Origin of the sequence: Burkholderia sp. GbtcB21, from assembly GCF_019091065.1 — a bacterium.
Taxonomy (GTDB): domain Bacteria; phylum Pseudomonadota; class Gammaproteobacteria; order Burkholderiales; family Burkholderiaceae; genus Burkholderia; species Burkholderia pyrrocinia_C.
This window is the reverse complement of the sequence record NZ_JAGXKA010000013.1, coordinates 110584-136261: the sequence shown is the minus strand read 5'-3', so window position 1 is coordinate 136261 and position 25678 is coordinate 110584. Positions and strand designations below refer to the sequence as shown.

Sequence of the window (25678 nt, the reverse complement as noted above, 5' to 3'; positions counted from 1 at the left end):
TGGTCTATAAAGCCGTTTCAGAAATCCCATGAGGGGACGACGGCAATCCGGGGACGCACGGATCCCCAAGACAGTGGGCTGGCCTCGTGGATATCAACGAGACGATCGAGCCCGGACGTGTACCGTGAACGCGAAGATCAGGATCGCGGATCGAGCCAGTCCCGGACGAGCCGGGCAACCTGCCTCCGGCGCTCGATCATCACCATATGTCCTTCGCCTGGCAGCGCATGATGAGTGACCGACGGCACCCACGCGGACGTTTCGCGCGCCGCGTCGGCGAAGATCGGGTCGGCGGTGCCGCCGACGATCAGCGTATCTGCGCGGATCTGGCGGGGCCACGGCGAACCGTCGTGTGCGTCGTCACGCAACGCGCGCAGGGTGCGGACTATGACGTGTCTGGCGTTGACCGACGACGCGACGCTGCGGCGTCGGCCGAGCAACGCAGCGCGCAGGAGCAGGTTGCGCCAGCCCGCGCGGAAGCATCCGGACATCGTATCGAGCAGGCGTACGAACTCGGAGCGGGTAGCGTGAATGATTTGCTGCTCGACCAGTCGACAGCCGTCCGGAGCCAGGCGATGCGCACTCGAGACCAGCACGAGTCGTGAGACGAGTTCCGGATGGGCAGCCGCAAGGCGCGCCGCGACGACGCCTCCGAACGAGATGCCGATGAGCGTCGTGCACTGCCAATGCGTGGCGATCGCGCGCGCGATATGCGCAACGATGTCGGTGATCCGGTATTGCGCGCCGGGCTTGTCGGGATATCCAAGCAGTACGAACGGCGTGTCGGGCGGTAGGATGCCGGCAACGCGGCGCAGGTCGCGCCGCAGCCGACGCGGGGTCGCCTTCGAGACGAAGGCTTGTCCGCCATTCAGTACGACGACCGCTGGCGGTCCGCTACCCACTTGCGCGGCCAGGATACCGCCGTCCAGCCGCATTGCTCGAACGGGACGAGCACCGATCCGGAACTCGTTCAGTTCGTCCGGTATGGGGTCCATGCGCTTCCTCCGATGAAAAGACGCCAGCATGAACCCTGACGTCCACGTGAGGGTCAAGCGCCAAACTCATCGTTGCCGTCGTCGGCAATGACGGCTCCCTGACGTTGCAGCCATGCGAGTACGTCGGAATCGATCGGATGGCCGGCTTGCAGAATGGGCTCGTCACGCAGTGCCTGTTGCAGCTTGCGGCGTAGCGCGACGTCGCCGCGCGCCGTTCGTTCGAGCAGCGAGTGCCAGCGGCTCGCGAGCGAAGCGGAATCTCCATTGTCGGCGCCGCAGGCGATCGCCCGTCTGATGTCTGCACCGAGCGTGATCCATTCGGCCGACAGCGTCTTGTCGAGGCGCTGGAGTTCGTCGTCCGTCAGGTGGCGCCGCCAGGCCGCCAGATGCAGACGGGTCGCCTGTTCGATATAGGCGATCAGCGTGTGATCGAGCCCTGCATGGTCGGGAGCCGGCGCCGCGCCGACATGCAACTGCCGCCAGCGCCGCGTGATACCGATGTCGCCGTCCATCCATTTCATCGCGGCGGCAAGCCAGCGATACGCGAGCTTTTGCGCTTCGCGGGAGTCCGGCGGGACATGCCGATCCATTGCGTCGCGCACGTCCGAAAACAATGTCGACAAGGCCGCTTCCATGTCCTTCCAACGCGCAAGGATCGTCGCAATTTCCGACGTGTTGAAGTGTTCCCGATACCGATCGAGCAACGCGAGCGTGTCCGGCCAGTCCGCATCGCGCCAGGTCATGCCCGAATCGGAGGCCGCTTGCAGCACCCCGAGCCGCTCGCTCAGCGCATTCAACCTTGTCAGTTCAGCGTCGATTGCGCGCCGGCTCTCGGCAATCACTTCCGCCAGCGCGAGCTGCCGGTTGCGCAGCATCTGCGCGATCGCATCCAGTGTCAGGCCCAGACCACGCAGCGCCTGGATCGTCCTGATCGTCGATACGCTGGCCTCGTCGTACAACCGATAGCCTGACGTAGAGCGGCCGATCGGCTTCAGCAGACCTGTCTGATCGTAGTAGTGCAACGCGCGGACGGTAATGCCGCAACGTCGGGCAAGCATGCCAACCGTTAATGGCATAGAAATTCCGTCAACAATATGGAGTCTGGCGGATAGGGAAGTGGGAATTGCTCGATGGCCGTGACTGGCGCGTTCCGGGCGAATTTCTGCTCCTGAACACACAGCAACGGCTTTCAGAAATTCGCTGGCGTAGGTTCCAGCGCAGCTTTCTGATTCCAGCCTCGTCACACAAGGCGCAAAGGCCTGCGCATCATTGAAGTGACGTTGGCAGGTGCGTCGGTGCGTCGAGTGCTCATGTGACCGGGAAAAGTTGTCTTGGCCGCCCGAGTTTACCAGCGGCCCGGACGTGCGAGCGTGAAGTTCGCCTTTCGGCCAGATGCCCGAGGTCACGACCGATTGAATCTGCAGCCGGAAGCAGCCGATCGCGTTCGTCGTTAGCCGACCATCTCCGAGCACCCTTCCGCACCCGTCAAACCATTGCCTTCAACCACGCAAGCAGATCCGACTGCGCGCTTCCGGCCGTCACGGGTTCCGGCGTCAACAAGCAGTAGTGCGAGCCGTCTTCCACGAAACCCATCGGCGCGACCAGCACACCGCTTTCCAGATCGTCGCAAACGAGATGCCAGGGGCCGATGGCAACCCCCAGCCCCGCGACAGCCGCCTGCAGACTGAAATAGAAATGGTCGAACATCTGCCGCCGCCCGCTCCCCGCCGGCCGATTCGCGGCCACCGCCCATTCCTTCCACGCGTCCGGCCTGGTCCGCGTATGCAATTGCGGAGCATCCGGCTTCAACAAGTAACCACCGCGGCCACTGGAAAACCACGCATCGACTTTGTCCGGCCGACAAACCGGCCCCACCCTCTCGGTAAACAGACGCTCGGCGTGATAACCGGCTGGCCACGCAAAGTCGTTGCGGCGGATAGCCATGTCGATGCCGCTGTCGAACGAAAACGGCCCGCCCGCAGCGGCCAGGTGGATATCGACGCCCGCGTATCGGGCCTGAAAATCCGGCCAGCGCGGGATCAGCCAACGCATCAACAGCGTGGGCTCGCACGACAGAACCCAACGCCGCGCGCGGGCGGCCTCGGTGCGCAATTCGTGCGCGGCGTGACGCATCAGGCCCAGGCCGTCATGCACCGCCTGGGCCAGCTTGCGGCCCGCGTCGGTCAGGAACACACGACGGCTGCGCCGCTGGAACAGCGCCACACCCAGGTCGTCTTCGAGCAGACGCACCGCACGGCTGACCGCGCCGTGAGTCACGCACAGTTCGTCGGCGGCACGGCTGAAATTCTCGTGACGCGCCGCCGCCTCGAAACAGCGCAACGCCATCAGCGACGGCAGGTTTGTACGGACTTGTTGTGAGTCAATCTCACCATTCTGGTCAGAAATCATCGCTTTTCCGGATGGAATACGGTCTCTAAGATTGTGCCATGACGACATCAATCGAAAGGACGACGCGATGACGGAACTGATAGTTGTAGTCACCATTACGCTGCTGGCCGTCATCAGCCCCGGGCCGGACTTCGCGATGGTCACGCGCAACAGCCTGATGCTGTCGCGCCGATCGGGCCTGCTCACTGCGCTGGGCATCGGGCTCGGCGTGACGGTCCACGTGAGCTACACGCTGCTGGGCGTGGGCCTGCTGATCCGCCAATCGCTGTGGCTCTTCAATGCCGTCAAGCTCGTCGGCGCGATCTACCTGATCTACCTCGGCGCAAAGATGCTCATGGCGAAGGCCGACACCGGGCAACCCACCGTAAATGTGGCGCCGCTGTCCGATCTGGCGGCGCTGCGCACCGGTTTTTTGACCAATGTGCTGAATCCCAAAACCACGGTATTCATCGTCAGCCTGTTCATGCAGGCAGTCCGGCCCGACACGCCGTTGATCGTGCAGATCGGCTACGGCGCCTTCATCGCGTTCGCGCATGCGGGCTGGTTCAGCCTGGTGGCCGTCTGCTTCTCCGCCACGGCAGTCCGCGAGCGATTGCTGTCGCTGCGTCACTGGATCGACCGCACCTTCGGAGGCTTGCTCGTGGGCTTCGGCGTCGCGCTCGCCATCGCGCGTGGCGGCCGCTGATTCGCGTGTCCGGTCCGCGCTTCCAGGCGGCCGTCAGGCATGTTCCGCTGACGCGCCGGATGCGAAGCGCGGCTGCCTTATTCAGAACGCGCGCGCAATCGCACGGGCTTCGTCGATCGCACGGCTGCGATCGACCTTTCCGTCCGGACCGAACAACGTGCGCTCGACCACGATGCCGGTGATGTCTTTCACGCCCACGAACTTCAGCCAGGTTTCCATGTACGGGCGCTGAAGGTCGAACTCGGCGGCCGGCGTAAACGAACCCGGCGACTCGTAGCTGAGCCCGCGCGCATAGACGACCGCCGCCTTTTTCCCGGCCAGCTTGCCGGCAAAACCCGAACCGTCGAACGTGAACAGCACGTCCTTCTGCGAGATCGCGTCGATCAGGTGCTTGAGTTTGTATGGAATACTGAAATTCCACAGCGGCACACCGAACAGGAACTTGTCCGCTTCATGGAACGGCGCCGCGAGCTGCTCGATCTGCTGCCACGCCGCGGCCTGTTCCGGCGTCAACGCAGTTCCGCTCAATCCGGCGTATTTCGCGGCCAGCGCGGCTGCGTCGAACTCGGGCATCGCCAGATCCCAGATGTCGAGCTTCCGGATCTCGTGATCGGGATGTGCGTGCCGGTATGCATCGAGAAATGCCTGACACACTTCGATGGACGCCGAATAGGCCTTGTTGGGTGAACCTTCGATATAGAGCACGCGTGTCATGGAGCCTGTCCTCGCCAAGAGTGACGGCGACGCGCGGGATGCGCGGCCGCCCACTACGATTCGCAGATTATCGAATCGGCCTATAATTTTGAAACGCTATTAATTGATTGAATTAACCCGATCTGGTGATCAATGAGCCATCCCCTCGACACGGCGCTGCTTCATACGTTTGTGGCGGTCGCCGACATGCGGAGCTTTACCGGCGCCGGTCGCAGGCTGAATCTCAGCCAATCCGCGGTCAGCGCCCAGGTCATTCGTCTTGAAGAACAGGTCGGCCGTGCGCTGCTCGTGCGCAATACGCGCAGCGTCACGCTCACCGCGCATGGGGAGACGCTGCTCGGATACGCTCGCGCGATGCTCAACCTGAGCGAGGAAGCCCGGTCCAGGCTGGGGCCCGACGGCGCAGTCGAGATCAAGCTGCGTATCGGCGCATCGGAGGATTTCGCGGGAGGCTGGCTACCCGACGCGATGCGCCGCTACAGCGCCGCGCGACGCGGCTTGCGGCTCGATCTGACGGTCGACATCGGCGACAGTTTGTTTCGACGGCACGCCAACGGCGAATTCGATCTCGTGATCGGCAGCCGGTGTTCGCACTCGGGCCAGGGCGCGACGTTGTGGCAGGAACCGCTCGTCTGGGCATTTGCGCGCCACGAGCCGCTGCCGGAAGGCGATGTCCCGCTCGCATGCTTTCCCGATCCGTGTCCGTACCGAGGTGCCGCCATCAAGGCGCTCGCGCTGGCCGGCATGCGCTACCGGATCGCATGCGAAAGCCCGAGCGTCACCGGCATCCTGACGTTCGCGCGCGCCGGCATCGCGATCGCACCGGTGCCACGCAGTGCGATCGACGACACGCTTCGCGAACTGGCCGGGCCCGAAGGGTTGCCGGAACTGCCGGACACGGAATTCGTGATGATGCATGACGCCCGGATGCCGGCCGCCGTCGAATTCGCCGCGACGATTTCCGATGAAGCCGCGGTTCGCACGGGGGCAGGCAAGCGCAACCGGCCGTAGCGAGCTTCCTTCGCGCCTGATGCGCAGGCCGGCGCCGCGAAGAAGGTGCCCTATAACGCCGGGTGGCAACAGGAATCGCGCTCAAATCGCCTCGAAACGCAACCCCGCGTGGCGAACCAGACGCTCGACAAAGCGCTCGTCGAACATCGTCGCGGGCGTCCAGAAACCGCCGCCGCGCCCGGTCTTGATGCCGTCCCTGCCGCAATCCAGCGCAAGACTGATCGCGGCCTGGCCCAGCATCTTGCCGGTGGAGCCGTAACCCGGATCGCGGTCGCCGGTGACTTTTACGCGCAAGGTTCGCCCGTCGTCGGTGCGGCCGAAGAAACGCAAGTCGTAGCGGCCGGCCATTTGAGCCGCGGCGCTCGGGCCCTCACCGGGTTTCGGCAGCAGGAAGCGCTCCATCAGGCTGCGCACCGGCTTGATGACGACGCCCACCATGAACGCGCCGAGGCCCGCCACCATCGTCAGCGCGGCCAGGCGGCCCTTGAGGCCCGTACCGGTCATCACGGCTTCGTCATAGGTGAACCGGCTGCCGTACGCATTGCCCGCGAGCGCATTGGAGCGATGCACGACACGCTCGTTGATCGCCGCCATCACGAAGGGCGCGATCCACGCGTCGCAGTCGCGATCGAATTCAGCCGATCGAACCGCATGCTGCCGCACCGTGAAGCCATGCCCTTTCGGGCACAGTGAATAAGGATCGAGCAGTTCTCTGCGCAACGCGGGATCGGCCGCAGCTTCCCGGACGACGTTGATCACGCTCGCCACGGTACCGCCCGACGCGCCGCCCTTCAGCGTTCGGACGCGCATCTTCACCTGCCCGGCCGGCACGCCCCACCGTTGCATTGCCTGTTGCTGCAGGAAGAACACGCCCATGTCCGACGGAACCGAATCGAACCCGCAGCAATGAACGATGCGCGCGCCCGATTGCCGGGCCGCGGGCTCGTATTTTTCGATCATCCGCTTGATCCACTGCGTCTCGCCGGTAAGGTCGCAGTAGTCGGTGCCGGTTTCCGCGCAGACCCTGACCAGCGGCTCCCCGTAAAGCGCGTAGGGTCCGACAGTCGATACGACCACCCGCGTTTGCGCACAGAGCGCCCGCAATTGCGCTTCGTCGGCCGCGTCGGCGACGATGATCGGCACGGACCGTCCCGCCGCGCCGAGCGAATCCCTGACCTGCCTGAGCTTCGTTTCGGAACGGCCGGCAATGGCCCAGCGCAGCGTCTCGCCGGCGCCCGACAGGTATTCGGACAGGTAGCGGGTCAGGATCTGCCCGACGAAACTGGTGGCGCCAAATACGACGAGATCGAGCGTCGGCTGGGTCATGGACGGTTCCTTCGGCGTGGGCGTGTCGCGAGCGTTCGTGCCATTAGCGTTGCTTTCCGGGTTCATCGAAGGCCTTCAAGGGCGTCGGCAGGTTCAGGATCTGAGGCCACCGTCGGCACAATCAAATCTCGTCGGCAAACTCATCAAGAAACCGGCGCAAGCGATCATGGCGGATGTTCGCCAAACGGGCACCGGTCGCAGTCTGAAAACCCGACGCCAGCTTCAGCAGTTTCGTGCGAAAGTGATCGATCGCGAATCGCGTGTCGTCGAGTTCGCGTGCCGAGGCGTGCGGATCGGCCGGGTCATACAGCGCACTGCCCATCCGGCCGGCGACATAAAAACAACGTGCGACACCCAGCACGCCGATCGCATCGAGCCGGTCGGCATCCTGCAGCGTTTTTGCTTCCAGCGTCATCGGCGTAACACCGGCCGAAAAACTATGCGCTTCGACCGCATGCGCGACCGCATCGATCTTCGCGTCCGGCCAATCCAGCGACTTCAGCACCAACCTGGCCTTTTCCGCCGACAGCCGCGACGCCTGCGGCCGAAGCGGGGAGTTTTTCTCTACCGCGACGCAATCGTGCAGCAGCGTTGCCGCAAACAGCACTTCGGCGTCTCCGCCCTCGACGGCATGGATCGCCGCCGCGTTCTTCCACACGCGTTGCAGATGCGAAGTGTCATGGGAACCGTCGCCGTTGGCGTCGTTCCAGTGAGCCAGCAAGGTCTCGGCCAAATCCTGAAAGGGGGCAAACGCAGATGTCGTCACGGGTGCGGATGATGAAAGACTGAATGCCGATTATCGCCGCAAGCGCGACGCGGCACACGATCCGCGGTCGATGCGAGTGCATAAAGCAAACCGTTCCGTCCGACGGAACCCGATTGGCTTATAGTGCGGAGTGCCCATTCGACGAGGAGATTTGCAATGAAACTGCAGGCCAACGGTCCGTTTGAAGTGAAGCTGAATCCGGAATCGCTGAGTAGCGTCGCGGAAAACACCGGGCTCGGCCGCATGTCGCTCGACAAGCAATTTCACGGCGACCTCGAAGCCGTCAGCCACGGCGAGATGCTCGCGTTTCGAAGCAGTGTTCAGGGCTCCGCGGGCTACGTCGCGATGGAAACCGTGCAAGGCACGCTGGGTGGCCGCCAAGGCAGCTTTGTCCTGCAGCACAGCTCCACCATGACCCGTGGGCAGCCGAAGCAATCGATCACCGTCGTGCCCGATTCCGGAGCGGGAGAATTGCTGGGGCTCTCCGGCTCGATGATCATCAACATCGACAACGGCCGGCATTCGTACATCTTCGACTACGCGTTGCCCGAATCACCGCAGTGAATCGACATCAAGAGTGCCGCTAGACGATGACGCGCTCCAGCCTCTCGCGCGCCGTACGGAAAGCAGCGGCCTCATTCATCAGCGCGTCACGAAAGCAATCGACATCGACAACCCGGCTGCGGTCGCGGACATCAGTACGTCACGCGACCGCCTCGTCACGCAGCCGAAACTGCGCGACCGCCGCGCTCAGCCGTGAACCCTGTTCGTCGAGCGACAGCGCCGCGGCCGCCGCTTCCTCGACCAGCGCGGCGTTGCGCTGCATCGTCTGCTCCATCTGGATGACCGCGGCGTTCACCTGCTCGATGCCCGACGACTGTTCCTCGAAGGCATTGCTCGTTTCGCTCATGATCGCGTTCACGCGTTCGACCGCGGCGACGAGTTCGGTCATCGCCGAGCCGGCCAGCGTGACGAGGCCGCTGCCGTCTTCGACCCGTCGCGCGGAATTGCCGATCAGATCCTTGATTTCCTTCGCCGCCGACGCGCAACGCTGCGCGAGCCCGCGAACTTCCGTCGCGACGACCGCGAAACCGCGCCCCTGCTCGCCGGCACGTGCGGCCTCGACGGCAGCGTTCAACGCGAGGATGTTCGTCTGGAACGCGATGCTCTCGATCACGCCGACGATGCCGGAGATCCGCGCGGAGCTGTGCGAAATCTCGGACATCGTCTCGACGACGCGCCGCATCGCGTCGCCGCCGCGCGACGCGATGCCGGCCGCGCCCTCGACGTAACTGCGGGCATCGCGCGCGTTGTCCGCATTCTGGCGCACGGCCGCCGTCAGTTGCTCGACGCTCGCCGCCGCCTGCTGCAGCGACACCGCCTGTTGCTCGGTGCGCGCGGACAGGTCGACGTTGCCGCTTGCGATCGTGCGGACGTCGCCGACGATCGTCTCGGTGCTCGCGCGCACCTGGTTCACGGTGTCGACGAGGCCGTCCTGCATCCGCTTCAGTGCATTCAGCAGATAGGCCATTTCGTTTGCGCCGGGAATGACGACCGTTCCGGTCAGGTCGCCTTTCGAGATCTTTTCGAATTGATCGACCGCGAGATTGATCGGCTCGATGATCGCCTTCGCGAGCACGCGCTGCGCAAAGAAGCCGACGACGAGCGCAAGCACCGCTACCGCCGCCATCCCCCACACGATCCGGTGGAAATTGACGCCGGCCGCATCGTAGCGGGCTTTTTCGCGTGCGACCTGGAACGATTCGAGCGCGTCGATCGCATCCTGGTACGCAGCGAACAGCGCCGGTGGCGCCGTGCGCTGCGTATCGAGGAAATTGAACGCGTCGTCGCCGTCGAGCTGCGACAGCGCCTTCAGGAACACGCGCTCGAGCAGCGCGCGGCGGCGGTTCTGCAGCGTGTCGAACAGCGCCTGCTCATTGGCGTCACGCACGTGCAGGCGCGTGTAGGCGTCCAGTTCGTCGTTGCTCTGCTTGAGGAGCGTATGCAGTTGCGCGATTTCCGCCTTGGCCGGCTGGCCCGCGCTGATGATCTGCGCGACGTCGCTCATGCGTTCGCGCAGCACGAGCATCCGCTCGGAGCTGGTCTTCAGGTGCAGCAGCGACGCGGTATCGTCGCGGTACATCGCCTCGAGCGAGCCATTGCTCACGTAGAGGCCGGCGATGCATGCGCCGACCACCAGCACGAGCAGCACGGTATAGCCGGCGATGGTCGCGACGAGTCCGCCACGGATGGTGAATTGTTTTCGCATGACGTTCCCTTGCGCCGACCACGCGCGGCCAGCGGCGGATGTGGATTCCGGATCACGAAAGACGAGCGCTGCATCGCAACACGCGGCGCGTGGGCTACGAACGGGTTAACGGCGGGGTCTGCGGGAAGGTTTTATCTGCACGCGACGCGAATCTTGACGATTGCGACAAATTGGGCGCGGAAGCTGCGTGCAGCCGGTGCGTTCGCTGTCGAGCGAAGCGGTGATGGCGGAGCGCCGCGGGCAGAATTCGGGCAACTGCGGACGGAAAGCGGAACCCTCGGAGCGCGCGCTGCACCGCTACCATCGGCTATCCGTCGTTGGCCAGCCTTGAACGAATCCCGTCAACCGGGAAGTCGCGCTGGTGCGTGGCAATCTGCCATGTGTTTCCCCACGGATCCTTCACCATCGCGCGCCTGTCGCCGTACGGCATGTCGGCGGGAACTTCGAGCGAGATCGCATTCGCTGCCATCGCTCGCCGATAGGTCGAATCGGCATCCTCGACATAGACGTACAGAAACGCCGGCATCGGATCGCGCAGGCCGTCTCCGCCGCTGATCATCACGACGGAATCGCCGATCCGGATTTCGGCAGGCAGCCCGGCGCGGAATTCGCCCTGTGCGCGAAACACCGTCCGGATGAACTCGATCAGGTTCTCCGGATCCCGGACGACGATTCGAGGCGTGATGGTATGCCATCCATCGGGCTGAAATTTGGTCATGTCGCGCTGCCTCCGACGAGATTTCCCGGGGTATTGTCCTCCGGGCGCCGAAGGTCTGCAAAGGGAGAGGCAACGGCCGATTGCGTTCGTCGGCAACCGGCATGGTTCAGTCGCCTGTCGGTTCCACGATCTTGCGAAATAAGCATTCCTATTCGTACCGCCTCGACTTCTCCTGATTCTCGTTACCGCGACAGATTCGATCACGGATGGCCCGGCGAGCCTCCGGCCTCGTTTCGGGCAGTTGGTGGCGATGCGGGTGCGCGGCACGCGGCGCCCGGCACCGCTACGTTTTTCAGTAGCAATCGACACCGATCTCGTTGACCATCGATGTGCGCGGTTCAATCGGCGCGCTAACCGCTAGAATTGCGGTTTTAGCCCGGAATACGCCCATGTCTTTTGCCTCGCTTGGCCTGATCGATCCCTTGCTGCGTAATGTGCAGGACCTCAATTACCAGACACCTACGCCGGTGCAGGCCAAGGCGATTCCTGCTGTGCTCGGTGGCAAGGACGTCATGGCCGCGGCACAGACCGGCACCGGCAAGACGGCGGGGTTTGCGCTTCCGCTGTTGCAACGGCTGGTGCAACACGGCCCGGCGGTGTCCAGCAACCGCGCACGTGTTCTGGTGCTGGTGCCCACGCGCGAACTGGCCGATCAAGTGCTGCAAAGCTTTATCGATTACGGCAAGGGCCTCGACCTGCGATTTCTGGCCGCCTACGGCGGTGTGAGTATCAACCCGCAGATGATGAAGTTGCGCAAAGGCGTGGATGTGCTCGTTGCCACGCCGGGCCGTTTGCTGGATCTCAATCGCCAGAACGCCGTGCAGTTCGATCAGGTACAGACGCTGGTGCTGGATGAAGCCGACCGCATGCTGGATCTGGGCTTCGCGCGCGAACTCGACGCCGTCTTTGCCGCGTTGCCCGCCCGGCGCCAGACCCTGCTGTTCTCAGCCACGTTTTCAGACGAAATCCGCACGATGGCGGCGGGCATTCTGCGCAGCCCGGTCAATATCAGCGTCAGCCCGCCCAATGCCACGGCCAGCAAGATCAAGCAATGGGTGGTGCCGGTGGATAAAAGGAACAAGCCCGACCTCTTCATGCACCTCGTGGCCGAGAACAACTGGGAGCACGCGCTGGTGTTCGTCAAGACCCGCAAAGGCGTGGATTACCTGGCGGCCATGCTGGATGAAGCGGGCTATGCGATCGACACCATCCATGGCGACAAACCGCAACCCGCGCGCCTGCGTGCACTGGAGCGCTTCAAGACGGGCGAAGTCAATATGCTGGTCGCCACCGATGTGGCTGCGCGCGGGCTGGATATCGACGACCTGCCGCTGGTGATCAACGTTGATCTGCCGATCGTGGCGCAAGACTATGTGCACCGTATCGGCCGTACCGGCCGCGCGGGCGCCAGCGGCGTGGCGGTGTCCCTGGTGTGTGCCGATGAAGCGCCGCAACTGGCCGCAATCGAAGCGCTGATCCGGCAAACGCTGCCCCGTGAAGAAGAGCCGGGTTTCGAAGCCGAACACCGCGTGCCGGAAACCAGCGCAACGGGGCAGATCATCAAGAAACCCAAAAAGCCCAAGAAGCCCAAAGTGCCGCAAGCTGCGCCGGGCGCCATGCAGGCGCCCGGCAAAAAACCGCGCCCGCAAGGTGGCGAAAACAAGCGCAAGCCGGCGGCGCAGCGTGCTGTAGCCGCGGGGAAAGGTACAAGTTCGTCCAGCGGCAACCCATTCAGCGCGCAGAAGCCACGCAGCAAACCCGCCGGCAAACCGGCTGCGGGTTCACGCAAGCCGGCTGGCAAACCCGCTGGCGGCCGCGGCAAGCGTCAACCCTGATTCGTTGGGATGAGTCACGCCAGCCTCGCAACAGGCCGGCGGTTTGCGGCCCCCGCTGGCAGGCCGCGGCGCGGCTTCGGCGCGCATCGGGTCGACGGATAACGGCACACTGTATCCAGGATTCGCAACAACTTCGCGGCCGAACGGACGTTGAAATCGTGCGCAGCGAGCGCCCGATCGAGGCCGTCTCCGGCGAATGTGGCCGCTTCTCACACGGAAGCCGTCATTTGATCGGCATCGCGAACTACCGCTTCGGGTCGTTCGGAATCACCGACCGGCTTAGGCTCTTCCTAACCTGCGCGCCATGCCAGGCATGGCGCGCAGCCACGCAGGGCCACATCGCTTCACCCGCAAGACGGACCGCCCGGCAACACAGTTACAAGATAATTATTGACGCTGGCACTATCCGGCGGTTAGTGTGTGCATCGAAGTTCAAGAAGTTCGATTGCTGTTCATCAATTGCTCGCTCCTCAGCGGTATTCGTTGTCCTCTCCCTCCTTGACGCTTCATGCGCTCTTCAACAGAGCAAATCTCCGTATTTTTTTCTCAAGGATTCTTCATGGATACCGGTATCGTCAAGTGGTTCAACGACAGCAAAGGCTTTGGCTTCATCACTCCGGACAAGGGCGGCGACGACCTGTTCGCACACTTCTCCGAAATTCGGACCGACGGCTTCAAGACGCTGGCTGAAAATCAGAAGGTGAGCTTCGAAACGAAGCAAGGCCCGAAGGGTCTGCAAGCGGCCAACATCCAGCCGCTGTAAAGTTTGAAGAACCCGGCCTCCCGAAACGGACGCCGGGTTGCAGCGACACCCTCGCGGAGCCTTTTTCTCCCAAAGTTGGCGCGATCGCTCTTAGCTGCATCTGTTTATTCAGCAGCTTGCCAAGCGCCACACGCCTCGTTGCACTTCATTCTCCCCTCTGGCTGCAAGGCCCTTTTTTCGCTTTCCGACTGCTTCAGATTCAGCTCGCAATGGCTTTGAATCGGCGCACCCGTGCATATTTCGCACGGCATGCGCGCATTCGCACATCATTATTAAAATTAAAATGCAAAACAAACGAATTCAACAATACAACGGCTATGCCGTCCAACCCTCGGCGCATCGTTTGCCCGACGGTAGTTTTTCATCCAACCTGCTGCTCGAACGCACCGATAGCTCGCGCGCCGAAGGCCGCTACCAGTTCTATTCGCTCGATTACTTCACGAGCGAAGCGCAGGCGCTGCAGCACTCGACACGCTGGGCACGCAACTGGGTCGACACGCGCGGTTGAAGGCAGCGCCCCAGTGCCGGACGCCCAACGCATCTGACGCACCGGGGCGCGCTCGACAAAGCGCGCCCAAACATCACTCGAGCCGATCGGAAGTCGACCTAAAGAACGCGCTCCAGCGCGTCGGCGAACCTTGCAACCGCACCTTCGACGTCATGCAGTTTTTCCAGGCCGAACAATCCGATGCGGAAGGTCTTGAAATCTTCAGGCTCGTCGCATTGCAGCGGAACGCCGGCCGCGATCTGCAAGCCGACATCGGCAAATTTCTTGCCTGATCGAATGCCGTCGTCGTCCGTGTAGCAGACCACGACACCCGGCGCCTGAAAACCTTCAGCCGCCACGCTACTGAAACCCTTGTCGGCCAGCAGCGCACGAATGCGCTTGCCGAGCTCGAGCTGTTCCGCTCTCACGTTGTCGAAACCGTATGCGTCGGTTTCCTTGATCACGTCTCGCAGCGTCGCGAGACTGTCCGTGGGCATCGTCGCGTGGTACGCGAACCCGCCGTTCTCGTACGCTTCCATGATCTGCAGCCATTTGCGCAGATCGCACGCGAAGCTGGTGCTGGTGGTCGCATCGATTCTTTCGCGGGCGAGCGGGCTGAGCATGACCAGTGCGCAGCAGGGTGGCGCACTCCAGCCCTTTTGCGGCGCGCTGATCAGGACATCGACGCCGCTGGCCTGCATGTCGACCCAGACCGTACCCGAGGCGATGCAATCCAGGACGAACATGCCGCCGACGGCATGCACGGCGTCGGACACCGCGCGCAAATACGCATCGGGCAACATCATCCCGGATGCGGTTTCGACATGCGGCGCAAAGACCAGATCCGGCTTGTGCTCCCTGATCGCGGCGACCACTTCGTCGATCGGGGCCGGTGCATAGGCAGCCTGCCTTCCCTGTTCGACCGGGCGCGCCTTCAGCACCGTCGTTTCGGACGGAATGCTGCCCATGTCGAAGATCTGCGACCAGCGGAAACTGAACCAGCCGTTGCGGATGACCACACACTTCTTGTTCGTCGCGAACTGCCGGGCGACGGATTCCATGCCGAACGTGCCGCTACCCGGGACGACGACGACCGACTTCGCGTTGTAGACCTTTTTCAGCGAAGCGGAAATGTCGTGCATGACGCCCTGGAAGAGCTGCGACATATGATTGATCGATCGGTCGGTATAGACCACGGAATATTCGAGGAGCCCGTCGCGGTCGACATCGGGAAGTAAGCCTGGCATGGTCGTCTCCGATACAAGATGAACAATGGCGTCGGGGCGAGCCGTATCCGTGACGGGGTACCGCTGCACCGATGCAAATTCGTTTTTTTCTCGATGAAAGCCGATTCTAACGAAGGCCGCCTGCAACTTGGCGCATATTTTGTCTGGTCTCTCGCGCACGCTTGAAGTTGCGCGGCGGCGGCCGGAGCGAAGCGCCGGCGGCCTGCGAAACGGCGCGCCCCCATGCGCGCGCAGCGACGGTATTGAACGGGAGATCGAGAACCACCGAGACGCCGGCCTGCAACACGGCGCGGACGTGATCGGCGATCACATTCTTGATGCGCGTTGCACATCGAACATAGTCGTCGATCGACAGAATCTCGCCCGGATAAAGGCGAGCAAGCGGGTTTGAGGCCAAGGCCGCGCGACAACGCGACCACACCATTCTTCCAACGCGTCCACGTCACGCCGCCCCACCACTCTCCTTCGGAAACACCCCCTTGCTCATCGCATCCAGCTGCCGGACGATCTCCGAACGCAACTCGGCCGATACCTCGACGCTGTCGAGCAATTCCGAAATCCACAGCCCGTCGGCCGCAAGCCGGCAGATCATCAGCGTCGCCGCCCGCTCCAGCGGCACGGGATCGGGCCGCGTCCATTCCCGCATCGGCACCGACCATCGCGCGCGCGTCTCCTGCTCGGTAATCATCGACGCGACCAGCACGCGCAGCACGTCGGTACTCGCCGCCGGATTGGCCGCGTCGAGCACCGCATGCAGATAAGCCCGCGCCGCCGCGCCGTCGCCGCCGGGATCCGCCGCCGTCCGCGCGGCCATTTGCGCGGCGAACCGCTCGGTCGCCTGCCCGAACAGCGCATCCAGCAGCCCCTGCTTGTTCGCGAAGTGATATTGCAGCGCGCCTTTCGTCACGCCGGCACGCTCGGCCACCGCATCGAGCGTCAATGCAGCCACGCCGTGATGCGTCGCAATCTCGGATGCGGCCGCCAGCAATTGCGCGCGCACCTGATCCGGCGCTTTTTTCCGCCGCACGCCGGCAGCGGCGACAGCCACCGGAGTAGATGATCCTTCGGATGCCCGTGCAGCGGCCGTTCCAGCCGGTTCGACAGGCGCGGACACGTCGTGTGGCGCGGGTTCAAGGCGTTTTTTCATGGTGCGGATGTTAGCACCCGGGGGTCTCGATATAAACATTCCGGCTGGATGGTATGATCCGCTGCATGAACAAACCCGCCCCATCCCCCTGGTCCGCGCTCGACACCGCCATCGCCCGTGGACGCGACGCGCTCGTGCGTCTTCAGCAGCCCGACGGCAGCTGGTGCTTCGAACTCGAATCCGACGCGACGATCACCGCGGAATACATCCTGATGATGCATTTCATGGACAGGATCGACGACGTCCGCCAGCAGAAGATGGCGCGCTACCTGCGCGCGAACCAGCGGCTCGACACGCATGGCGGATGGGATCTGTACGTCGACGGTGCACCGGACGTGTCGTGCAGCGTGAAGGCATATTTCGCGCTGAAGGCGGCCGGCGACAGCGAACACGCGCCGCACATGGTCCGCGCGCGCGACGCGATCCTGAAGCTCGGCGGCGCGGCGCGCTCGAACGTGTTCACGCGCATCCTGCTCGCGACGTTCGGCCAGGTGCCGTGGCGCGCGGCGCCGTTCATGCCGATCGAATTCGTGCTGTTCCCGAAGTGGGTACCGATCTCGATGTACAAGGTCGCGTACTGGGCGCGTACGACGATGGTGCCGCTGCTCGTGCTGTGCTCGCTGAAGGCGCGCGCCCGCAATCCGCGCAACGTTTCGATCCGCGAGCTGTTCGTCACGCCGCCGGACCAGGAGCGTCACTACTTCCCGCCCGCGCGCGGCATGCGCAAGCTGTTCCTCGCGCTCGACCGCACGGTCCGCCATCTCGAGCCGCTGATGCCGATGCGCCTGCGCCGGCGCGCGATCCGCCGCGCGGAGGCGTGGTGCGCGGAACGCATGAACGGCGAGGACGGGCTCGGCGGCATCTTCCCGCCGATCGTATACAGCTACCAGATGATGGAAGTACTCGGCTACCCGGACGATCATCCGCTGCGGCGCGATTGCGAAAACGCGCTGGAAAAGCTGCTGGTCACGCGGCCCGACGGCAGCGTGTATTGCCAGCCGTGCCTGTCGCCGGTATGGGACACCGCATGGAGCACGATGGCGCTCGAGCAGGCGCGCGGCGTGGCAGTGCCGGAAGGCGGCGAGCCGGCCGGCGCGCTGCGCGAACTCGACGAACGGATCGCGCGCGCGTACGACTGGCTGGCCGGGCGCCAGGTGAACGACCTGCGCGGCGACTGGATCGAGAACGCGCCGGCCGATACGGCGCCGGGCGGATGGGCCTTCCAGTACGCGAACCCGTACTACCCCGACATTGACGACAGCGCACTCGTCACCGCGATGCTCGATCGCCGCGGCCGCACGCATTGCGACGCCGACGGCACGAACCCGTATGCGCCGCGCGTCGTGCGCGCGCTCGACTGGATGCGCGGGCTGCAATCGCGCAACGGCGGCTTCGCGGCCTTCGACGCCGACTGCGACCGCATGTACCTGAACGCGATCCCGTTCGCCGATCACGGCGCGCTGCTCGATCCGCCGACCGAAGACGTGTCGGGCCGCGTGCTGCTGTGCTTCGGCGTGACGAAACGCGCGGACGACCGTGCGGCGCTCGCGCGCTGCATCGACTACGTGAAGCGCACGCAGCAGCCCGACGGCAGCTGGTGGGGCCGCTGGGGCACGAACTACCTGTACGGCACGTGGAGCGTGCTGGCCGGCCTCGCGCTCGCCGGCGAGGACAAGTCGCAGCCGTACATCGCCCGCGCGCTCGACTGGCTGCGCGCACGGCAGCACGCGGACGGCGGCTGGGGCGAGACGAACGACAGCTACATCGACCCGAAGCTCGCCGGCACCAATTCCGGCGAGAGCACGTCGAACTGCACCGCGTGGGCGCTACTCGCGCAGATGGCGTTCGGCGACTGCGAATCCGATTCGGTGAAGCGCGGCATCGCGTATCTGCAGTCGGTGCAGCAGGACGACGGTTTCTGGTGGCACCGCTCGCACAATGCGCCGGGCTTTCCGCGCATCTTCTATCTGAAGTATCACGGCTATACCGCGTACTTCCCGCTGTGGGCGCTTGCGCGTTATCGGCGGCTTGCGGGCGCTGCGTCATCGCCGGGCTCGACCGTGCGCGGTACGATGGCAGTGGAAACAACCGACACGGCAGTCGCCTGAGCGACTGCCGCGCCGGCGCGCTCCACTCCACCCAACTCGACGAAGCATGCCGATCATGATCGACGTTTCATCCATTACCGACGCACTCACCCCGAGCGGCGAGCCGACGCAGTACCGCGTGTCGCCCGAGAAGCTGATTTCGGGCGATCCGCTGCAAACGCTCACGCCCGGCTTCGCGAGCCCGTGCGGCCGTTTCTCGACCGGCATCTGGGAAAGCACGCCGGGTTGCTGGCATGTCGCCTACACCGAAGCGGAATACTGCGAGATCCTGGCAGGCACGTCCGTGATCACCGACCTGGAGGGCAACAGGAAGACCCTGCGTGCCGGCCATCGTTTCGTGATTCCGCCGGGCTTTCGCGGCACGTGGGAAGTCGTCGAGCGCACGCGCAAGATCTTCGTCGCGTACGACGAGCAACCGCCCGAGTAAGCGGCGGCGCTTCGTCCGTCGCTGGAAGCGTTACCGGCCGTCGCCGAGCGACTCGAGAATCCGGTATGCCGTCTTCACGCGATCCTCGATCGGGAAGCTGCGGTTCGCGAGCATCACGATCGCGATCCGCTTCGCGGGGACGAACGCGACATACGTGCTGAAGCCGTTGGTCGAGCCCGTCTTGTTGATCCATGTGTCAGGGTTCGGCGCGAGCGGCGGCTTGATCGCGCTGGCCGGCGTCGCATCGAACAGCATCTTCGGCGCGTTGCCTTCGAGCAGCGTCGGCAGCGCGACCGGATACGGATACTGCTCCCAGATCAGATCCTGCGTCAGCGGCCCCGCGCGGAAATAGCCGGTGTGCGTGCGCTCGATCGCGCGCTGCAGCCGCGGCGCCGTTTCGACCAGCCCCATGTTCGCCTGCACGAAACGCAGCAGGTCGGCCGCCGTGGTCCGGACGCCGTATGCTTCCTGCCACAGCATGCCGCCCGTCATCCGGATCGGCTTGCCGTCCTGCGTATAGCCCTGCGCATAGTCGGCCGTGCGCGCATCGGGCACGTTGATATACGTGTGCGTCATCCCGAGCGCGGGAAAGAGCCGCTGCTCCATCAGCACCGAGAAATCGCGGTTCATCGCCTTCGCGGTGAGCCACCCGAGCATCCCGATCGCGACGTTCGAATACGTGCGGCGCGTGCCCGGCGCATACGCAAGCCGCCACGCGTCGAGATAACGGATCAGGCCGGCATCGTCGCGGACGCTGTCGGGCACCTGCAGCGGCATGCCGCCGGGCGTGTGCGTACCGAGCTCGAGCAACGTCACGCCGCCGAACGGCTTGCCCTGCAGCGCGGGCAGGTACTTGGCCGCAGGGTCCGACAGCGACAGCTCGCCGCCCTCCTGCGCGTCGGACGCGAGCGTCGCGGTCAGTGTCTTGCTGACGGAGCCGATCTCGAACAGCGTGTCGCCGGTGACGGGCTTGCCGGTTTGCGTCGACATCACGCCGTAGTCGAACACGTAGGGCTTGCCGTCGGCGACGATGCCGATCGCCATGCCGGGAATGGCGTACTGCTTCATCAGCGGCGCGACGTGGCGGGTCACGGTTGCGTGGATGTCGTTCTGCGTGAATGCGGCCGCGCGGCCGGCCATGGCGGTGGCGCACGCGGCGACCAACAGGGTCGCGGCGAAGCGTGTCGCGTTGGATCGCATGGTTGCGGTTCCTTCGATATCGGATGGTTGCATGGACAACAGATTCGGCCGCGCCGCGCGGAAATCACGGCGGCCGGCCTGTCGAAGCAGGACTATCCATTACCGGCCGGCCGCGAACAATCGACGATATGTTGCGCGAGCCTAAAGAAAAACTTATGAGATACGCGAAGCGCCGGATTGCAACGCGGCAATCGCGAGCCGTTCGCCTGCTTGCCGTAAAAACCTGTCGGTTTTAACAGCATTCAATCCGACGGCCGAATGGCGCTGCACCGAAAATCGATGAAAAAGAGATAAGTCTTGTCAGATCGGCAACCGCCGGCGCGCCGCGCGATTGATTCGCCCGCGCGGATCGCAGTAAACTCGCGGCAGCAAAAAATAAAATCCATCCTGAGAGAAACCATGAATCGCCATTCCTCGATCGCCCGCTCCCGCGTCGTTGGCCGCTGCGCGGCCGCGTGATCTTCACGCGTCGACCGACCTGCATCGGGCACCCGCGATACCGCCGCGTATCGCGCCCGCATGCCCTCCAGCATACAAGCCAAAAACCTCCAGGGTGCCGCCCGCGGACGCCCTGCCTGACCGGAGAGTGACCCCGTGACCGAAACCGTCGCCGCGTCCGCCTATCGGCCGCGCGATGTCGTCAACGCGCCCGACATCAAGGCGGCCATCGCGCGCCGCAGCGCCGAGCGCGGCGATCCGGCCGACATCCGCGCGTGGCTCGGCAACCATTTCTTCCGCTGGGTCGTCGGCGCGTTCGAGCAGGCGCAGCCGCTCGATTCGCTCGCCGATTACCGCGCGCTCGTCGGCGCCGACCGGCCGGCGCCCGACTGGCTCGTGCGCCGATTCCGCACGCAACCGGCATCCGGCGGCGCCATCGGCGCGGCGGTCGAGCCGAAGCCGCTCTACTTCATCGATCCCGAGCACATGCTGCTGATCGACCGCGAGCGCGTGCTGGTCGAATTCCTGCGCTCGCGCGCCGGCACGCGGCTCGCGCAGAAACTGCAGCGCATCACGTGCGCGATGGCGCTCGACATGTGGGAGCGCGAACACCAGCGGATGCAGGCGCGCCGCGACAAGGGCTGGGTGCCGAGCAGCGGCCTCGCGCTGCGCGAGGTGCTGCGCGCGCCGAACGGGATCGTCTTCGAATTCGCCGGCGATCATGCGGCGCTGCGCGAGGAGCTGGCTTACGAGTCGTACTACATGCAGCACTGTCTCGGCCAGTTCGCGGATCGCCGCCGGCTGCGCGGCGGATACGGCGAGCAGTATGCGCAAGCCGCGCAGGACGGCCGGCTGCGCCTGTTCACGCTGCGCGGCGCGGGCAACCAGCCGCACGTGACGATCAGCCTGTCGGTGACCGGCGACGGCCTGCGCGTCGACCAGATCAAGGGCAAGCAGAACCGCCATCCGGTGCGCCGCTACGCGGACGACGTGCGCCAGTTCCTGCGCACGCTCGCGCCGCGCGGCGAGCGTCATCCGGATTGCGAGGGCATGGGCCTCGTGTTCGAGCCGGACACGCCGGGCGCGGCCACCGGCGAATGGACCTTCGTCACCGACGTGCGCTCGCCCGATCATCTGCTGAGCGTGATGAGCGAGAACTTCCACCTGATCGAGCATTTCGCGCAGCCGCCGGCCGTGCTGCAATGGCTGCTGCTGCGCAACGCGCCGTACGCGCTCGGCCAGCTCCGGCAAATCGATCCGGCCGTCGCGGCGGCCGCGCGCCACGCGTTGCCGGACGATGCGCTGCCGGCCGCGCGCGAACCGGATACACCTCGGGCCGCGGCCGCCTTCTCGATCGAGGGCATTCCGATCGATCCCGCGCTGTGCGCGGCGTTCGCGCTGCCAGCGACGGCTGCCGGGAGCCCGTCATGCTGAAACTGCTGATCGGCGCGGCCGCGCTGTGGCTCGTGTGGTACGTGTGGCGTTCGTTGCGGATCGCCGCGCGGATGGTGCGCGAAGTCGACGCCGACCAGGCCGCGGGCACCGACCGCGCGGTGCCGGTCCGGCAGACCGCCGCGGTTTCGCTCGCCCGCACGCTCGCCGACCAGGCGCCGCCGAATCGCCGCCGCTGGTCGCTCGCGCTCGCCGACATCCTGCTGATCCGCAACGGGCTGCGCTGCGATTGCGACGACCTCGTGTACACGCTGCCCGACACACAGCGCGAACAGCTCGCCCGCCAGTTGCGGCGCGAACTCGACCTGCCGGCCGACCTGCCCGAGTGGCAGATCGTGCAGCGCGTTCCACCGATCCTCGCGGGCTGGATACGCGGCGTCGGCCGCTCGCACGAAGGCTTCTACGAACAGCTTGCGGCCGTCGGGCGCGTGCGCGACGCGCTGGCGTTCGATTGCGCGCGCACCGCGTTTCTCGTGCGCTGCATCGCGCTGCTCGGCTGGGCGTCCGAACCGCAGGCGTGGGTGGTGCTGCTGCTCAATGCGCAGCGCGCGCAGGACAGCTTCGACAGCTGGGAAGACTTCGGCCTCGCGTATGCGCGGGCGCGCCAGCACTGGTTGCGCGGCAGCGGCCAGGACGGCCCCGCGTCGTCGCGCGCCACGCAGGAAGTGCGCGAGCACCTGCGCAATCCGTCCGGAAACTGGCTTTCGCTGCCGTGGAAGCGCTACCGCATCTTCGATCCCCAACCCGTTTCGTCATGACCGCCGACACCGACATGTCCTCCGCTCCCGCCGCCCTGATTCCGCCCGCGAAGTCCCGATGGTTCATCTGCGACGTCGACGCGCTGCTGCGCGCGGGCGATTTTGCCGCGCTCGACACGCAGCTCGACGCCGCGCTCGCCGCCAGCTTCGCCGACCGCACGGCCGAGGCGCTGTACGTCGACGCGCTGCCGGCCGATGTGCAGCCGTGCATCGAAGCCGGCGCCGAAGGCCTCGCGCGCCTGCGCGCCTGGCAGGCCGCGAACCCGCAATCCGCGCACGCGTGGCTGTGCGAAGCGCATTACTGGCACCACTGGGCGTACGAGTATCGCGGCTCCGGCTGGGCCGGGACGGTGACCGAAACCGGCTGGATCTGCGCGCATGCGTGCGCAACGTTGACGATCGTCGCCGCGCTGCGCGCGCTCGTGCTCGCGCCGACGATGTGGAGCGCGCCGAAGGTGATCTTCACGAGCGTGTCGTCGTTCGACGAACCCGAGTGGCTCACGCAGCTCGTGCAACAGCGCCGCTGGCCCGTGACCGAGCTGCACCTGAACGTCGGCGCCCACGACGAGGCCACGCGCGCCGAACTGCAGGGCATGCTCGCGCGTTCGGGGCTGAACCCCGACGTACCCGTCGCCTGCCCGGCGGAATTTCCGGAAGCGCTGCCCGGCCCCGTCCAGGGCAGGAAGCTGCGCAAGGGCAAGTGGTACTGGATGGAAGCGACGCTGCACATTCACCCGCACCAGTTTTTCTCGATGCGCACCTTCATCTGGTACATGCAGCCGCGCTGGGGCGGCTCGCACGACCACGTCCGCGCGTTCGTCGATTCCGACGCGTGCGCGCACCTCGACGCGGTCGAGAAGGACCGGCTGCGCCACGAGATCTGGCGCGACGACCATATCGGCAATACGCTCGATTCGAATGACGACGACGACGATGCACGCCGCGCAATGGCCGCGACGCTCGCGCGCGCCAAGGCCGCGCTGCATCCGTATCACCGCTGGGAAACGCTGCACTGGCTCGCGCACAGTCATTTCATGCGCAGCGAATACGAGCAGGCTTACGCGCGCCTGCAGGAAGCCGAGCGCGATCAACCGATCAACGACAACCACGCGATGGCAATGGGCGTACGGCTCGCGCTCGACCTCGATCCGCAGGGCACCTGGCTGACCGGCGCGATCGAGCGCGCATCGGATGCGCGCGCATGCACGTCGGCGATGATCCTGCGCGGCTATGCCCATCGCACCGGCACGTTCGGCTTCGCGCAGGACGACGCACGCGGCGATGCGTGGCTCGAAGCCGCGCGCGTGAACGAGCCGGGCTCGCTCGCATGGAACCAGCTCGCGTCGGCGATGCGCGACGAAGGCCGTCGGCCCGCCGATGCGGTCGCGCTGTGCGAACTCGGCTATGAAGCGGGCGGCGATTCGTGCGGCTACCTGCTCGGCTGCTTCTACGAAGACGGCATGCACGTCGCGCAGGATCTGTATCGCGCCGCCCATTACTTCCGCGAGTCGGTCGACGACGGCGGCAACATGGCCGCGTACCAGCTCGCGTTTGCGTACTATCACATCGCGGGCGCCAGCAAGGACGAAGCCGAACGATCGCGCATGCAGGTCGAAGCCGTCGAAGCCGCGCGCATGGCGCACGAGATGGGGCATACCGAGGGCCTCGAGACGATGCTGATGTTCATCGCCGACGTCGACGATCTCCCGTCGCGCCATCGTTACGTCGACGAACTGCGCCGCCATGCGGAAGGCGGCCATCCGGCGGCAATGGCTGCGCTGTCGTCGATCCTGGCCGACAGCCGCGACAAGTCGCTCTACAACTATCGAGAAAGCGTGCGCTGGATCATGGGCGCCCAGGCGATCGCGCCGGACGACGAATACGTGCGCAACATCACGCGCCTGCGTCACGAGGACGGGATGCTCGGCAAGCTGCTGTACAAGCTGCACCGCAAGCAGATCAAGGCACACGAGATCCCCGGCAACGACAACGCGATGGTCTGAGCACGGGCGACCAACGCGCGCGCCCATCGACGGCGCGCGCGGGCCGTACGAGCGGTCAGCCCGGCAGCCGGTCGAGGAAGGCCAGCATCGCCGCGTTGAATCGTGCGGGCCGCTGCAGCGGCGCGAAGTGGCTCACGCCGGGCAGGATCGTCAGCGTCGCGCCCGGAATCGTGCGCGCCAGATACGCCGCATGCTCGGGCCGGATGAATTCGTCGTGCTCGCCCTGCACGATCGTCACCGGCACCGCGATCGCCGCGAGATCCTGTGCGCTGTAATTCGGTTGCGTGCGCATCATTTCGCTGACGGCCGCGACGAATGCGTCGAACTGGTCCGGCGTTGCGGACAGTTGCGCGTAGTCCTTCCGGTGCCGCGCGAAGCAGCGGTCGATCAGCAGGCTCGGCACCATTTCCTTCGTGCCGCCCGGGTCCATGTTGCACGCGAAGAAGAACACGCCGGCCGCGCGCTCCGGCGCGCGGGCCGCCAGCACGAGCGCGGTGCATGCGCCGTCGCTCCAGCCGACGAAGCGCGCGCGGTCGACGTGCAGCGCGTCCAGGACCGCGAGCACGTCCGACGCCATGCGTTCATAGGAATACGGTTGGTCGTCGCGCGTACTGCGGCCGTGGCCGCGGCTGTCGATCAGGATCGCGCGGTAGCCGGCCGCGAGCAGCGCCGGCACCTGGTTGCCCCAGTTGCCGCCGTGGCCGAGGCCGCCGTGCAGCAGCACGACCGGCGGGCCGTGGCCGAACGACGCGTGCCAGATGCGCGCGCCGTCGTGTTCGAGCCATCCTTCGGCATCGGCCGCAGGCAGCGGCGCGCCGCCGTGCGCGTCGAAGCGGACGAGTTCGTCGTCGTCGAGTTCCGCATGCATCGTTCTGCCGTCCTTTCGAGGGAGACGAGCTTGCGATTGTAATGCGCGCGGC

Annotated in this window: 25 protein-coding genes; 11 read left to right on the top strand and 14 right to left on the bottom strand. The window is 65.2% G+C overall.

All coding sequences use genetic code 11. The features are described 5' to 3' along the window. Window positions 1-137: 137 nt before the first annotated feature. From KVT39_RS26075 to KVT39_RS26065, 3 genes are all read right to left on the bottom strand, one after another. Window positions 138-995 carry an alpha/beta fold hydrolase gene (locus KVT39_RS26075; RefSeq protein ID WP_217590523.1) on the bottom strand — a complete coding sequence of 286 codons (858 nt, stop codon included), beginning with the start codon at window positions 993-995 and terminating at the stop codon, window positions 138-140. Window positions 996-1048: 53 nt separating this feature from the next. Next, a complete protein-coding gene (locus KVT39_RS26070; RefSeq protein WP_217590522.1) occupies window positions 1049-2053 on the bottom strand; it encodes a MerR family transcriptional regulator in 1005 nt (334 codons plus the stop codon). Between the two features lie 427 nt (window positions 2054-2480). After that, a complete protein-coding gene (locus KVT39_RS26065; protein ID WP_217590521.1) occupies window positions 2481-3404 on the bottom strand; it encodes a LysR family transcriptional regulator in 924 nt (307 codons plus the stop codon). A 67-nt stretch (window positions 3405-3471) separates the two neighbouring features. Between KVT39_RS26065 and KVT39_RS26060 the strand changes: the two genes are divergently transcribed. Further along, window positions 3472-4089 carry a LysE family translocator gene (locus tag KVT39_RS26060; RefSeq protein WP_105392014.1) on the top strand — a complete coding sequence of 206 codons (618 nt, stop codon included), beginning with the start codon at window positions 3472-3474 and terminating at the stop codon, window positions 4087-4089. A gap of 81 nt (window positions 4090-4170) precedes the next feature. Here the strand turns inward: KVT39_RS26060 and KVT39_RS26055 are convergent, their stop codons facing one another. Further along, window positions 4171-4803: an FMN-dependent NADH-azoreductase gene (locus KVT39_RS26055; RefSeq protein ID WP_217590520.1), complete on the bottom strand. Its 633-nt coding sequence runs from the start codon at window positions 4801-4803 to the stop codon at window positions 4171-4173. A 132-nt stretch (window positions 4804-4935) separates the two neighbouring features. Here KVT39_RS26055 and KVT39_RS26050 point away from each other — a divergent pair, with 132 nt between their 5' ends. Continuing rightward, the gene (locus KVT39_RS26050; protein WP_217590519.1) at window positions 4936-5814 is read left to right on the top strand and encodes a LysR substrate-binding domain-containing protein; all 879 of its coding nucleotides are present in this window, start codon (window positions 4936-4938) and stop codon (window positions 5812-5814) included. Between the two features lie 81 nt (window positions 5815-5895). On the opposite strand, the gene KVT39_RS26045 is transcribed toward KVT39_RS26050, so the two are convergent. Further along, on the bottom strand, window positions 5896-7140 hold the full coding sequence (locus tag KVT39_RS26045) for a trans-acting enoyl reductase family protein (RefSeq protein ID WP_217590518.1): 1245 nt from the start codon (window positions 7138-7140) through the stop codon (window positions 5896-5898). Between the two features lie 121 nt (window positions 7141-7261). Further along, a complete protein-coding gene (locus KVT39_RS26040) occupies window positions 7262-7906 on the bottom strand; it encodes an HD domain-containing protein (protein WP_217590517.1) in 645 nt (214 codons plus the stop codon). Window positions 7907-8062: 156 nt separating this feature from the next. Here KVT39_RS26040 and KVT39_RS26035 point away from each other — a divergent pair, with 156 nt between their 5' ends. Further along, window positions 8063-8470 carry a DUF3224 domain-containing protein gene (locus KVT39_RS26035; RefSeq protein ID WP_217590516.1) on the top strand — a complete coding sequence of 136 codons (408 nt, stop codon included), beginning with the start codon at window positions 8063-8065 and terminating at the stop codon, window positions 8468-8470. A gap of 139 nt (window positions 8471-8609) precedes the next feature. Here KVT39_RS26035 and KVT39_RS26030 read toward each other — a convergent pair whose 3' ends face one another. Beyond that, the gene (locus tag KVT39_RS26030) at window positions 8610-10175 is read right to left on the bottom strand and encodes a methyl-accepting chemotaxis protein (RefSeq protein WP_217590515.1); all 1566 of its coding nucleotides are present in this window, start codon (window positions 10173-10175) and stop codon (window positions 8610-8612) included. A 307-nt stretch (window positions 10176-10482) separates the two neighbouring features. Then, complete coding sequence (locus KVT39_RS26025; protein ID WP_105392007.1) at window positions 10483-10893, bottom strand: VOC family protein; 411 nt, start codon at window positions 10891-10893, stop codon at window positions 10483-10485. Between the two features lie 389 nt (window positions 10894-11282). Between KVT39_RS26025 and KVT39_RS26020 the strand changes: the two genes are divergently transcribed. The 3 genes from KVT39_RS26020 (at window position 11283) to KVT39_RS26010 (ending at window position 13999) form a co-directional block, all read left to right on the top strand. Continuing rightward, window positions 11283-12728: a DEAD/DEAH box helicase gene (locus KVT39_RS26020; protein ID WP_217590514.1), complete on the top strand. Its 1446-nt coding sequence runs from the start codon at window positions 11283-11285 to the stop codon at window positions 12726-12728. 559 nt (window positions 12729-13287) lie between these two features. Further along, window positions 13288-13491, top strand: coding sequence for a cold-shock protein (locus tag KVT39_RS26015; protein WP_027780910.1), 204 nt, complete (start codon window positions 13288-13290; stop codon window positions 13489-13491). A gap of 283 nt (window positions 13492-13774) precedes the next feature. Further along, on the top strand, window positions 13775-13999 hold the full coding sequence (locus KVT39_RS26010; protein WP_034182480.1) for a hypothetical protein: 225 nt from the start codon (window positions 13775-13777) through the stop codon (window positions 13997-13999). 98 nt (window positions 14000-14097) lie between these two features. On the opposite strand, the gene KVT39_RS26005 is transcribed toward KVT39_RS26010, so the two are convergent. The 3 genes from KVT39_RS26005 to KVT39_RS25995 all read right to left on the bottom strand — a co-directional run bounded on the left by KVT39_RS26005 (window position 14098) and on the right by KVT39_RS25995 (window position 16372). Continuing rightward, window positions 14098-15225: an aminotransferase class V-fold PLP-dependent enzyme gene (locus tag KVT39_RS26005; RefSeq protein WP_217590513.1), complete on the bottom strand. Its 1128-nt coding sequence runs from the start codon at window positions 15223-15225 to the stop codon at window positions 14098-14100. Between the two features lie 106 nt (window positions 15226-15331). Then, complete coding sequence (locus KVT39_RS26000) at window positions 15332-15622, bottom strand: hypothetical protein (protein ID WP_175749238.1); 291 nt, start codon at window positions 15620-15622, stop codon at window positions 15332-15334. A 45-nt stretch (window positions 15623-15667) separates the two neighbouring features. Continuing rightward, entirely contained in the window at window positions 15668-16372 is a 705-nt protein-coding gene (locus tag KVT39_RS25995; RefSeq protein ID WP_217590512.1) for a TetR/AcrR family transcriptional regulator, read from the bottom strand. A 53-nt stretch (window positions 16373-16425) separates the two neighbouring features. Between KVT39_RS25995 and shc the strand changes: the two genes are divergently transcribed. Both shc and KVT39_RS25985 read left to right on the top strand, forming a co-directional pair. After that, window positions 16426-18480: a squalene--hopene cyclase gene (gene shc, locus KVT39_RS25990; protein ID WP_217590511.1), complete on the top strand. Its 2055-nt coding sequence runs from the start codon at window positions 16426-16428 to the stop codon at window positions 18478-18480. A 55-nt stretch (window positions 18481-18535) separates the two neighbouring features. Continuing rightward, on the top strand, window positions 18536-18907 hold the full coding sequence (locus KVT39_RS25985) for a cupin domain-containing protein (protein ID WP_051983775.1): 372 nt from the start codon (window positions 18536-18538) through the stop codon (window positions 18905-18907). 30 nt (window positions 18908-18937) lie between these two features. On the opposite strand, the gene ampC is transcribed toward KVT39_RS25985, so the two are convergent. Both ampC and KVT39_RS25975 read right to left on the bottom strand, forming a co-directional pair. Further along, window positions 18938-20107, bottom strand: a complete 1170-nt coding sequence (gene ampC, locus KVT39_RS25980) for a class C beta-lactamase (protein ID WP_217590510.1) — start codon at window positions 20105-20107, stop codon at window positions 18938-18940. A 242-nt stretch (window positions 20108-20349) separates the two neighbouring features. Further along, a complete protein-coding gene (locus KVT39_RS25975; protein ID WP_217590509.1) occupies window positions 20350-20640 on the bottom strand; it encodes a hypothetical protein in 291 nt (96 codons plus the stop codon). 61 nt (window positions 20641-20701) lie between these two features. Between KVT39_RS25975 and KVT39_RS25970 the strand changes: the two genes are divergently transcribed. Genes KVT39_RS25970 through KVT39_RS25960 form a run of 3 tightly spaced genes read left to right on the top strand, consistent with a single transcriptional unit; the run spans window position 20702 to window position 24758 of the window. After that, window positions 20702-21979: a hypothetical protein gene (locus KVT39_RS25970; protein ID WP_217590508.1), complete on the top strand. Its 1278-nt coding sequence runs from the start codon at window positions 20702-20704 to the stop codon at window positions 21977-21979. Further along, entirely contained in the window at window positions 21973-22755 is a 783-nt protein-coding gene (locus tag KVT39_RS25965) for a DUF1266 domain-containing protein (protein WP_105392033.1), read from the top strand. Before KVT39_RS25970 ends, KVT39_RS25965 begins: the two co-directional genes overlap by 7 nt. 14 nt (window positions 22756-22769) lie before the next feature. Beyond that, on the top strand, window positions 22770-24758 hold the full coding sequence (locus KVT39_RS25960; RefSeq protein WP_254640642.1) for a DUF4034 domain-containing protein: 1989 nt from the start codon (window positions 22770-22772) through the stop codon (window positions 24756-24758). Window positions 24759-24813: 55 nt separating this feature from the next. Here the strand turns inward: KVT39_RS25960 and KVT39_RS25955 are convergent, their stop codons facing one another. After that, window positions 24814-25626 carry an alpha/beta fold hydrolase gene (locus KVT39_RS25955; protein WP_217590506.1) on the bottom strand — a complete coding sequence of 271 codons (813 nt, stop codon included), beginning with the start codon at window positions 25624-25626 and terminating at the stop codon, window positions 24814-24816. Between the last annotated feature and the right edge of the window lie 52 nt (window positions 25627-25678).

Coding starts and splice junctions, on each gene's coding strand:
- KVT39_RS26015 (WP_027780910.1), top strand. CDS start 13,288: ATGGATACCGGTATCGTCAAGTGGTTCAACGACAGCAAAGGCTTTGGC.
- ampC (WP_217590510.1), bottom strand. CDS start 20,107: ATGCGATCCAACGCGACACGCTTCGCCGCGACCCTGTTGGTCGCCGCG.
- KVT39_RS25955 (WP_217590506.1), bottom strand. CDS start 25,626: ATGCATGCGGAACTCGACGACGACGAACTCGTCCGCTTCGACGCGCAC.
- KVT39_RS25995 (WP_217590512.1), bottom strand. CDS start 16,372: ATGAAAAAACGCCTTGAACCCGCGCCACACGACGTGTCCGCGCCTGTC.
- KVT39_RS26055 (WP_217590520.1), bottom strand. CDS start 4,803: ATGACACGCGTGCTCTATATCGAAGGTTCACCCAACAAGGCCTATTCG.
- KVT39_RS26075 (WP_217590523.1), bottom strand. CDS start 995: ATGGACCCCATACCGGACGAACTGAACGAGTTCCGGATCGGTGCTCGT.
- KVT39_RS26035 (WP_217590516.1), top strand. CDS start 8,063: ATGAAACTGCAGGCCAACGGTCCGTTTGAAGTGAAGCTGAATCCGGAA.
- KVT39_RS26005 (WP_217590513.1), bottom strand. CDS start 15,225: ATGCCAGGCTTACTTCCCGATGTCGACCGCGACGGGCTCCTCGAATAT.
- KVT39_RS25975 (WP_217590509.1), bottom strand. CDS start 20,640: ATGCTGGAGGGCATGCGGGCGCGATACGCGGCGGTATCGCGGGTGCCC.
- shc (WP_217590511.1), top strand. CDS start 16,426: ATGATCCGCTGCATGAACAAACCCGCCCCATCCCCCTGGTCCGCGCTC.
- KVT39_RS26020 (WP_217590514.1), top strand. CDS start 11,283: ATGTCTTTTGCCTCGCTTGGCCTGATCGATCCCTTGCTGCGTAATGTG.
- KVT39_RS26045 (WP_217590518.1), bottom strand. CDS start 7,140: ATGACCCAGCCGACGCTCGATCTCGTCGTATTTGGCGCCACCAGTTTC.
- KVT39_RS26050 (WP_217590519.1), top strand. CDS start 4,936: ATGAGCCATCCCCTCGACACGGCGCTGCTTCATACGTTTGTGGCGGTC.
- KVT39_RS25960 (WP_254640642.1), top strand. CDS start 22,770: ATGTCCTCCGCTCCCGCCGCCCTGATTCCGCCCGCGAAGTCCCGATGG.
- KVT39_RS26060 (WP_105392014.1), top strand. CDS start 3,472: ATGACGGAACTGATAGTTGTAGTCACCATTACGCTGCTGGCCGTCATC.
- KVT39_RS26025 (WP_105392007.1), bottom strand. CDS start 10,893: ATGACCAAATTTCAGCCCGATGGATGGCATACCATCACGCCTCGAATC.
- KVT39_RS25985 (WP_051983775.1), top strand. CDS start 18,536: ATGATCGACGTTTCATCCATTACCGACGCACTCACCCCGAGCGGCGAG.
- KVT39_RS26030 (WP_217590515.1), bottom strand. CDS start 10,175: ATGCGAAAACAATTCACCATCCGTGGCGGACTCGTCGCGACCATCGCC.
- KVT39_RS26010 (WP_034182480.1), top strand. CDS start 13,775: ATGCAAAACAAACGAATTCAACAATACAACGGCTATGCCGTCCAACCC.
- KVT39_RS25965 (WP_105392033.1), top strand. CDS start 21,973: ATGCTGAAACTGCTGATCGGCGCGGCCGCGCTGTGGCTCGTGTGGTAC.
- KVT39_RS26065 (WP_217590521.1), bottom strand. CDS start 3,404: ATGATTTCTGACCAGAATGGTGAGATTGACTCACAACAAGTCCGTACA.
- KVT39_RS26070 (WP_217590522.1), bottom strand. CDS start 2,053: ATGCTTGCCCGACGTTGCGGCATTACCGTCCGCGCGTTGCACTACTAC.